Source organism: Methanocalculus sp. (assembly GCF_029762515.1).
In the GTDB taxonomy this organism is placed as follows: domain Archaea; phylum Halobacteriota; class Methanomicrobia; order Methanomicrobiales; family Methanocorpusculaceae; genus Methanocalculus.
Genome location: NZ_JARVGN010000069.1, coordinates 1 through 7,410, shown reverse-complemented (window position 1 = coordinate 7,410; position 7,410 = coordinate 1). Strand labels below are relative to the sequence as shown.

Here is a 7,410-nt window from a genome sequence, read left to right as displayed (position 1 = left end):
CTCGGCGGCACGTTCGGCACTGTTGATCCCGCCGCCATAGAAGACCCGGGCATCTGTGACTGCTTCAGAGACTGCTTGTACAACTGCCGGATCTCCATAGGTACCGGAATATTCGATATACACAACCGGGAACCGGAAGTATCGATCGGCAACGGCGGCATATGCAGCGACATCGGCAGGAGCGAGAGTGCAATCAGATCCGGTCACTTTCGCAACTGAAGAGGCGGGATTTAAGACGATATATGCCTCAGGGACAACCCGCGGCCAGTCAATTGGATAATCCCTGACCCAGCGCTCATGCTGGCCGACGATCCAGCGGGGATGGGATGCGTTCAGGACACTCGGTACAAAGACGAGATCCATCCCATCAAACCGTGCACCACCGGGTTCAGCCGGTTCAACAACGATCGGAAGGTTATAATCCCGCACACAATCGTACAGGACTGCCAGCTTCTCAGGAGTGACATCCAGTGTTCCTGAGAGCATGAGTGCATCGGTTCCGCTTGTCGCGACTGTTTCTATGGCATCCCTGTCAAGTGAGCGATCGGGATCCAGCTTTGTGATATGAACCCATTTTTTCCAGTTCATGGTTTTGCCGCCTGTTTTTTCAGTGTTGCCAGCACCTCGGGGGAGATGCCGGGGATTTGATCTCCTGCATCCAGAAGTGTTTTCCGATTGTAAATGCCAGTAGCTGCAAGTTTCTGAAGCGTTGCCTCACCGACTCCCGGCATCTCAAGGAGCTCTGCCTGTCCTTTCCTGAAAGTGGCATTGGTGATCTTCTCAGGTTTTTTCAGGTTAAAATAGTCGCATACCAGTGATACATGTTTGATCACCGTCTCGATGGTGACCCCCGATGCAACCGCAATGCCGGCAGGATGTATCCGGGTAAAATCCTCAGGAGATGAGATACCGGCTGCCTGGTATTTCTTCAGGGATGCAGCAGGGATGCCCAACTCCCGCAGGACTCTGGTATCGCTCTCCATCTTTGCTTCTCTGATGAGTGTTTCAGCTTCTTCTGCGGAAACACCGGCTTTTTTCAGCAGGGCGGCATCAGCCCGGCCGAGTGCGGCGATATCACACACCCCTGCCTCGATGAGCATATTGGCAACTTTTGCCGGGCTTCTTCCTCTTCGAGGGGTAATATGGGAGCGGATGAACTTCTTCATCTCTGTCCTCCGCTTCAGAAGAGCGATTACCTCCTCTGCACCCTTCTGAATGGATGTTGCTTTCGAAGGGGATATTCCAAGAATATCTGCAAGAGCATCGGTATTTTTCCCAATGAGATCGATGATCGAATAGAGATGGTGGACATGCAATGAGGTGATCATCTCCTCACTACACCCGGAGATCATCCCAAGCGCCTCTTTATTGGAGGCAATATGGGAGCAGAGAGGGCAGCCGAGATCCCAGGGGCGGGCACCTTTCCTGACAAGGCTGATATGATGAAGGGAGTGGGAGGGGCAGATCTCTTTTGTCCTGACCGCACCACCCCAGGTTCCCGGTGGAAGGCTGATATTGAAGGTGCAGTCCGGGTAGTGCATGCAACCGATGAACTGGGATGAACCCATCTTGCGTATCCTGAGTGAATGGCCGCAGACCGGGCAGGGGCCGACGATCGACTCCTCAACCGTCATCTCCATGATGTCTTCCCCGATCATCTCCTGGTTTGCCTCAAGCTGGTTAAAGACGCAGTTGAGCATCTCCCGTGATTCGGCAAGTACATCTGACGACTGTTTCTTTCCCACCTTGATCTGGTTCATATGATCTTCAAGCGATCGCGTCATCTCAGGCCGTGTGATCGTATCGGCGTGGTTTGAGAGTGTATCGGTCACAGCACGTCCGACAAGCGTCGGTCGCAGTGGATTGCCTTCGATATACTTTCGTCCGATGAGTTTCTGGATCACTTCATGCCTTGTACTCTTCGTTCCAAGGCCAAGTTCCTCCATCCGCTGGATCAGGCGGCTCTGGGTATAGCGTGCAGGAGGTTTTGTCTCTTTCTCATCGAGATTAACAGAGATTATCGGAAGGATCATCCCGGCAGCCAGCTCGGGGAGGATGAGCTCTTTTGCATCGGAGTAGGGGTAGATGCGTCGGTATCCCGGTACAACAAGCCTGCTGCCGGTTGTGGTATAGGGCTCGCTTCCCGCAGTCATGTTCACCTTCAGGGTCTTCCATTTCGCATCCGGAGAGAGTGTTGCAAAGAAGCGTCTGACAATAAACTCATAGAGCTTCCAGGAACCCTCACCAATCTTGTCAGGGCTTCCATAGCTTGTGGGGTGAATCGGGGGGTGATCGGTTGTCTCTTTCTTTCCACGGGTCGGGTGTGGCCGCATATTGGACAGCACCCATCTTCCATCTTCTCCAAAGACGCCATGCGAGAGATCCTGGACAATACCTTTCAGATTAAGGCTTTTCGAATAGACGGTATTGTCGGTTCTGGGATACGAGATGAATCCGTTCATGTAGAGGTCTTCTGCAATACGCATCGCGTTTGCCGCCGAATAGCCCAGCCTCCCGGCAGCAACGATGAGTGTCGTCGTATCAAGCGGGGAAGGGGCTCGATCGTTCTTCTCCCCTTCTATAACCTCAGTGACGGTTAAAGGGGGGATGCTGCCACGAACTGCCGCTTCTGCATCGGCCTTCTCTTTGAATCTGCCATGCGTATGACGTGCTTCAATGGCAGATCCATCCTTTTCAGAACGAAGCCCGACCATCCAGTATGTTTCAGGGACAAACGCCTCGATCTCCCGTTCCCTCTCAACGATCATCGCCAGTGTCGGGCTCTGCACACGGCCGACAGAGAGAATATTCATACCACCACGTTTTGCTGCGATGGAGATGAAACGGGTAAGGGATGCACCCCAGACCAGATCCACAATCTGCCGGGTCTCCCCGGCTGCGGCGAGGTGGAAATCCAGTGGTTGTGTCTCAGCAAATGCCCTCTGTATCTCTTCAGGCGTGATAGCGGAGAAGCGGGCACGATCAATCGAGACAGTCTTATTCACGGCACGGACAAGCTCATATGCCTCCTTACCGATGAGTTCACCTTCAGTATCGTAGTCGGTGGCGATCGTTACGAGATCTGCTCTTTTAGCTGCCTTCTGGAGGATGGAGACGAGCTTCGCCTCAGTGGCCCTCTTGATGATCCCGGCTTCAATGAGTGATCTGGGAGGATGGGTTGCACTCCGCCAGTTATCATATCCGGGCTCAAAATCAACCTCAACAACATGGCCCCGCAGTCCCATGACTTTGGTATCCCCAAACTCATAGACAAAGACAGAGCCATCCTTTTTTGTGGAGAGCTTCCCTTTACCCGCAAGTATTTCGGCAATCCTCCTTGCGGCAATATTCTTCTCAGCTATTATCAGATGCACGGAAAACACAACCTCCAATCATTCCTTCAGAAGATCGGCGATTATTTTCGCGATCTCTTTTGGATCTGCACGCCCTCGTGTTGCCTTCATCACCTGGCCGACGAGGAAGTTGATCGCCCCCGCCTTTCCAGCCCTGTGATCGGCAACTGCCGCTTCATTTTCCCTGAGAACCGAGGCGACAGTATCAACAATTGAATCGCCTTTCTCCTTTGAAAGTCCAAGACGTGCGATAATCTCACCGGGCATCTCCGGCTGCTGTCCCTCCATTACCTGGTTCAGGATGAGCCTGAGAATCTCGACTGCCGATGTATCAGTGACTGATCCCTTCTTCACTTCCAGAAGGAGGGCGCCATAGTGGGGAACCGGCACCTTTGTCACAGGCATGTCACGATAATTCAGCTCACCGAGAAGAATATCCGCGGTCCATGGAGCGGCAATCTCCGGCATATCTGAGGCGATCTCCTCGAAGAATTCGGCAAGCTTCAGATCCCCGGTCAGGGTCCGGGCATGGTTTTGGGAGATCCCGTACTGCTGCACAAACCGATCCCGTCGTGCGTCAGGCAGCTCGGGGAGAGGGATTTCGTCAACCCATGAACTGACCTCAAGCGGGGCAAGATCGGGCTCGGGGAAGTACCGGTAATCATGCTCCATCTCCTTTGAACGGGCGGAGGTGGTGACACCCCGTGCCTCCTGGTAATGCCGTGTTTCGCGGACGATCTGAGCATTTCTCCGAATCATCCCTTTTTGCCGTGTTATCTCAAAGGTAAGGGCTTTCTCAACCCCTTTATAACTGGTGATATTCTTCACCTCGACCCGTTCATATCCCTTGATCGATATATTGGCATCGACCCTGAGTGAGCCCTCCCGTTCGGAGTCATAAATTCCGAGGTACTCGAGTGTTGCCCTGAGTTTATTCAAAAACCTCCGCGCCTCTTTTGGAGAGGAGAGCTGGGGTTCCGTCACAATCTCGATTAGGGGAACACCGGACCTGTTGTAATCGACAAGAGTGTAGCGGCCGCGATCCCCGCTTCCTTTATGAACAAGCCGGCCGGGATCCTCCTCCATGTGGATCCGGGTAAGTTCAACCCTTTTCTCGCCGCCATTTTCTGCCTCGTTATCGATATAGCCGCCAAGTGCGAGAGGTTTGTCATACTGGGTGATCTGGAATGCTTTTGGGAGATCCGGGTAGAAATAGTTCTTCCGTGCAAATTCAGAAAAAGCCGGAACCTTGCAGTGGAGAGCTTTTGCAACCTTCAGTGCATACAGAACCGCCTGTTTGTTCGTCACCGGCAGCGTTCCCGGCAGACCAAGGCAGATCGGGCAGACATGGGTATTTGGCCCGTCATCACGGTAATCGGTTGAACAGCCACAGAAGAGTTTCGTCTTCGTATTCAGCTGGCAGTGGATCTCAAGTCCGATGATGACAGTCATACTGAACCCTCCTCAAAGGCGAGTGCAGCCGAAAGAATCTCATCCTCTGACCTGTGTTTTCCGATCAGCTGGAGACCGACGGGGAGATTGTGGGCAGTGCCACAGGGAACTGATATTGCCGGGACACCTGCAAGGTTTGCCGGAACCGTCAGGATGTCAGCGAGGTACATCGAGAGCGGGTCACTCGTCTCTCCGAGGGGGAGAGCGACACAGGGCATTGTCGGGCCCGCAAGCATATCAACAGTCTCAAAAAGGCGGGCAAAATCATTCCGCACCATCTGCCGTGCGGCCTGTGCTTTTGCATAATACTTCCCCTGGTATCCGGCAGAGAGAGCAAAGCTGCCAAGCAGGATTCGCCGCCGAACCTCTTCGCCAAACCCGCTCTTCCGGATATGTGAGTATGCATCATGCCAGGAGCGGACGAAATCAGGTGCAGTGCCATACCTGACTCCGTCATACCTGCCAAGATTTGAGCTTGCCTCGCTCATCGAGGTGACATAGTATGCGGCGAGGGCATACTGCATGCTCGGCATGGAGCATGATATGATCTCAGCACCCAGTCCTTCAAGCCGGTCTATTCCCGACTGTACGGTTTTTGCAACCGCCGGATCGACCCCTTCTCCAAAAAATTCGGCAGGAACCCCGATCCGTTTCCCGGCAATCTCCGCTTTCAGCGGAGCAGGTGCAGGAAGATCCAGACTGGTCCCGTCGCGTGGATCATAACCGGCGATGACAGAATATAAAAGAGCGCAGTCCCTGACATTCCCTGCAAGCGGTCCGATCTGCTCCATGGAGTTTGCATAGGCAATCAGACCGTACCTGGAGACACGGCCATAGGTTGGCTTCAGGCCAACGATCCCACAGAAAGAGGCAGGACAGCGGATTGACCCCCCGGTATCGGTACCGAGTGCCATTTGTACCATTCCTGATGCAACAGCGGCAGCTGATCCACCTGATGAACCGCCAGGTGCCCGTGTCGGGTCGGCTGGATTGAGGGTAGGTCCAAATGCAGAGGATTCAGTGGTAGTGCCCATTCCAAACTCATCCATATTGGTTTTACCAACGATCGCAGCACCTGCTGAGCGGAGATGGGTTATGACATGGGCATCGTAGGGTGGGATATAGCCTTTGAGGATATTTGAGCCGCAGGTGGTCTCAATTCCGGCTGTTGAGATATTGTCCTTGACGGCAACCGGAATGCCACTGAGAGGGCCTTCGCCATATTCAGCCTCACGGCAGATGGTGATGAAGGCATTGTGGGGATCAGGATTATCAAATGAGTATCGGGATCCCATCTCAGATCACCCTCGGGGCACGGATGAACCCATCTTCCGGATCGGTAGCATTCATCAGGACTTCATCATGTGAGAGGGAAGGTACAACCTCGTCATCCCGGAAGACATTCTTTCGCAGAGGGGCTGCATCACCTCCTATCGGAACAGAATCAAGTACATCAAAATAATCCAGTATTGCATTGAACTGGCCCGTAAAAAGGTCCAGTTCTGATTCATCAACGCCGATATCGGCGATTGTGGCGATATGTGCTACATCCTCTTTAGATACCATGCTCTGCCCTACCATCCTGAATATACTTCATGTACCCTTGTACGGCTCTTTTAAAACCTCTTTCCCGTGCATGATCCCTGATAACCTTCCAGACACCGCTGCCATACTGCATTGCTTTCTTCTCGTACCATGCGATATCCTGAGGCAGATATGCAGATGCTACCGATCGGAGAGGGAATTTTCGTTTACCTGAGCTGATCATCTCACCAACCGGAATCCGATCTGCGGCGCGCACGACCCTGGTATCAAGATAGGGAAGCGAGATCCAGACAGAAAAAAGACCGGAAACCGCCTGATCCCGTGCCAGCTGTCTTGGGAGGTCTGCGATATCCGCAGTTCTGTCTGCTTTGAGATCAGAACTCTCAAGGTACCTTGTATACCCACAGAAGAGTTCATCAGCACCCTGCCCGGAGATGATCCGATCATATCCATAATCGGCAGCTGCTTCACAGAGGAAGAAGCCGGTTGCGGCAATCGAGGCATCAACCGGATTTATGGAAGGAAGGAGGGAGAGTATCTGCCGAAGAACAGGTTCCACGCGGGACGGATCGATCTCTCCTGTAATGAGGTCACACCCGATTGCAGCTGCCACCTCTTCTGCACGGTTGAGATCGTGCGATCCTGAGAGCCCAACGGCAAGGCAGGGGCGATCTGCAAGAGCCGCGATGAGGGATGAGTCGACTCCTCCCGAGAGGGCAACAACACTCTTTTCACTGGTCCGGAGGGAAACAGCTTCCCTGATGGCATCTTCAAGCGGCATTGCGATCGGATCTGGCACAATGCGGCAGATGGTCTCGCCATTCTTCTGGAAGGTACCCGGGGGGGCGTTTCCAGTCACCACGCCAAGGGAATCACGGAGCCGGTATGCTCCGTACTCGATCGCAAACTCCCCACCAAAACCGCATACTCTCTCCGGCTCCTCTTCGAGAATGAACCGGATCTGATCGTCTGTCAGGATGACGCCTCCTTCCTCCACCCATCCACGGATTGATAGTAGTGTATCCATTAAGGTTACTCCGGCATTCTGCTCCACATGATC

6 protein-coding genes are annotated in these 7,410 nt (G+C 53.4%); all 6 read right to left on the bottom strand.

Features of this window, described 5'->3' with window-relative positions:
- Positions 1-588: heptaprenylglyceryl phosphate synthase (locus QCH34_RS03740; protein ID WP_300330317.1), on the bottom strand; the 588-nt coding region annotated here is incomplete at its 3' end.
- A complete protein-coding gene (locus QCH34_RS03735; RefSeq protein ID WP_300330314.1) occupies positions 585-3,374 on the bottom strand; it encodes a DNA topoisomerase I in 2,790 nt (929 codons plus the stop codon). The genes QCH34_RS03740 and QCH34_RS03735, both read right to left, overlap by 4 nt.
- A gap of 18 nt (positions 3,375-3,392) precedes the next feature.
- Positions 3,393-4,805, bottom strand: coding sequence for an Asp-tRNA(Asn)/Glu-tRNA(Gln) amidotransferase subunit GatB (gene gatB / locus QCH34_RS03730; protein WP_300330311.1), 1,413 nt, complete (start codon positions 4,803-4,805; stop codon positions 3,393-3,395).
- A complete protein-coding gene (gene gatA / locus QCH34_RS03725; protein ID WP_300330308.1) occupies positions 4,802-6,100 on the bottom strand; it encodes an Asp-tRNA(Asn)/Glu-tRNA(Gln) amidotransferase subunit GatA in 1,299 nt (432 codons plus the stop codon). The genes gatB and gatA overlap by 4 nt, the downstream gene beginning before the upstream one ends.
- 1 nt (position 6,101) lies before the next feature.
- A complete protein-coding gene (gene gatC, locus QCH34_RS03720; protein WP_300330305.1) occupies positions 6,102-6,371 on the bottom strand; it encodes an Asp-tRNA(Asn)/Glu-tRNA(Gln) amidotransferase subunit GatC in 270 nt (89 codons plus the stop codon).
- The coding region (locus QCH34_RS03715) for an asparagine synthase C-terminal domain-containing protein (RefSeq protein WP_366898300.1) at positions 6,361-7,410 on the bottom strand (1,050 nt) is incomplete at its 5' end. The genes QCH34_RS03715 and gatC, both read right to left, overlap by 11 nt.